The sequence below is a fragment of the Acidovorax delafieldii 2AN genome (genome assembly GCF_000175235.1).
Classification (GTDB): domain Bacteria; phylum Pseudomonadota; class Gammaproteobacteria; order Burkholderiales; family Burkholderiaceae_C; genus Acidovorax; species Acidovorax delafieldii_B.
Window position 1 is genome coordinate 1 of record NZ_ACQT01000386.1, and the last position, 2,449, is coordinate 2,449.

Consider the following 2,449-nt stretch of genomic DNA (forward strand, 5'->3'; position numbering starts at 1 on the left):
CCCGCCTCGGTCGGCACGGCGCCCTTGGCGGTGCGCTGCAGCAGCCGCGTGGCCAGTTCGCCCTCCAGCCGGCTGATCTGCTGGCTCAGCGCCGACTGCACCATGCCCAGGTCGATGGCAGCGCGGCCCATGGAGCCGAGTTCGACGATGCGGACGAAGTAGCGGAGTTGGCGCAGTTCCATGGGGCGATGGTCGCACAGTGCGCCAAGCGACCCACGGGCCTTTGCGCTGGAGTCGGGTTGTCAGGGAAGTTCGCCAGTGTTTTGGCGGCGAAAACCTGGGTCGAATTGGATGTGAGCGGTTCACTCTGCCACAGGGGGCAGCTATGGGCCCAAAGCGGACATGGCGCCCGATTGCTCCCGAGGTCAAAAGAGGGTGTGGTTCTTGGTTTCTTGCAAGCCCGCAGTCAAAGGTAAACAATCGCTGTCTCAGTCTCCGGTCAAGGAAGGAGTTCGCCGTGTCAAACGATCCGTTTGCCCAGCTTAAGGCCATCCAGCGAGAAGGATGGTCGCTCTTCGCGCCGCTCGAAGCCGTCACCACAGCAACGGCCGCGGAACTCGCCAAGCACGCGCGCATACGAGCGGGACAGGTCGTGCTCGATGTTGGCTGCGGCACTGGCGTGGTGGCACTCACTGCAGCGCGCGCAGGCGCGAAGGTCCACGCGCTCGACCTTTCTCCGGTACTGATCCAGCACGGCAGGCAGCATGCGGCACTTGCCGGCGTCGAGATTGAATTCAGAGAGGGCGACGTCGAAGCCCTGCCCTTCGAAAGCTCAACTTTCGATGTGGTGGTCAGCCAGTTCGGTCACATGTTTGCGCCAAGGCCGGACGTCACCATTGCCGAGATGCTGCGTGTGCTCAAGCCAGGCGGCACCATCGCGTTTTCCACCTGGCCGCCGGAACACTACGTGGGGCAGATGTTCGCACTGGTCGGCAAATTCATCCCTCCACCTCCGGGCGCAGCCCCGCCGCCGCAATGGGGCGACCCCAACATCATCCGCCAGCGGCTCGGCGATGCCGTGGCGGACATCGTGTTCGATCGCTCGGTCATGTTGTTTCCTGCATTGAGTCCGCAGCACTATCGCAAGGGCATCGAGGAAACGCTGGGCCCCGTCGTGAAACTGGTTGCCACCTTGAAGGACGATCCGGCCAAGCTCGCGGCCTTCAGGGCGGAGCTCGACGGCTTCGTCGCACGTTACTTTGAGAACAACGTGGTGCGTCAGCACTACCTGATGACCCGGGGAACGAAGAAATGACCCTGCCCGTTGCGCCGTACCAAGGCGCAGCGCGCCGCCGTTAGGCATGCGGCGTGCGGCGTTCCACTCCGGACAGCACCGGCAACGCAGGGTGGAGGCTGCGCGCGATCAATAGCGCTCCGTGGCCAGTTCAACAGAATGTGTAACGGGCCGCTCCTGGCCGATAGCAGCCGAGCCTGAACCCTAGCGTCTATGCCTTCCGGGTCGCTACGCGTTCTGCACACCGGCTCAAACCGGTCAGCACATAAAAAATACAATCGAGGCAATGACTGCCCCTACCAAACAGCGCGTTGTCGTCGGCCTCTCGGGTGGCGTGGACTCCGCCGTCACTGCCTACCTTCTCAAGCAACAGGGCCATGAGGTGGTCGGCATCTTCATGAAGAACTGGGAAGATGACGACGACAGTGAGTACTGCTCGTCCAACATCGACTTCGTGGACGCGGCCGCCGTGGCCGATGTGATCGGCATCGAGATCGAGCACGTCAACTTCGCCGCCGAGTACAAGGACCGCGTGTTCGCCGAGTTTCTGCGCGAGTACCAGGCCGGGCGCACGCCCAACCCCGATGTGCTGTGCAACGCCGAGATCAAGTTCAAGGCCTTTCTCGACCACGCCATGCGCCTGGGCGCCGAGAAGATCGCCACGGGCCATTACGCGCGTGTGCGCCAGAACGCCGCCACCGGGCTGTTCGAGCTGCTCAAGGGGCTGGACCCTTCGAAGGACCAGAGCTACTTTCTGCACCGGCTGAACCAGGCCCAGCTTTCGAAAACGCTGTTCCCCGTGGGCGAACTGCACAAGGCCGAGGTGCGCCGCATTGCCGCCGAGATCGGCCTGCCCAACGCCAAGAAGAAGGATTCGACCGGCATCTGCTTCATTGGCGAGCGGCCGTTTCGCGAGTTTCTCAACCGCTACATCAGCCACGCGCCCGGCCCCATGCAGGACGACCGGGGGCGCACGCTGGGCCGGCATGTGGGCCTGAGTTTCTACACGCTGGGCCAGCGCCAGGGCCTGGGCATCGGTGGCGTGAAGGCCAAGGGCGCCGAATTGAAGGCGGCCCAGGAGCGCGGCCAGCGCGGCGTGGGTGAGCACGAACCCTGGTTTGTGGCGCGCAAGGATCTGGAAAAAAACGTGCTGCGCGTGGTGCAGGGGCACGACCACCCCTGGCTGCTGTCGCACCGGCTCGATGCGCAGGACGC

General features: G+C 63.9%; 3 protein-coding genes. 2 read left to right on the forward strand and 1 reads right to left on the reverse strand.

Annotated features, from left to right (window positions below):
* A partial coding sequence (locus ACDELDRAFT_RS21365) for a LysR family transcriptional regulator (protein WP_005800393.1) occupies positions 1-182 on the reverse strand: 182 nt, incomplete at its 3' end.
* A gap of 275 nt (positions 183-457) precedes the next feature.
* Between ACDELDRAFT_RS21365 and ACDELDRAFT_RS21370 the strand changes: the two genes are divergently transcribed.
* The gene (locus tag ACDELDRAFT_RS21370; RefSeq protein ID WP_005800394.1) at positions 458-1,255 is read left to right on the forward strand and encodes a class I SAM-dependent methyltransferase; all 798 of its coding nucleotides are present in this window, start codon (positions 458-460) and stop codon (positions 1,253-1,255) included.
* Positions 1,256-1,520: 265 nt separating this feature from the next.
* Positions 1,521-2,449: tRNA 2-thiouridine(34) synthase MnmA (gene mnmA, locus ACDELDRAFT_RS21375; RefSeq protein ID WP_005800395.1), on the forward strand; the 929-nt coding region annotated here is incomplete at its 3' end.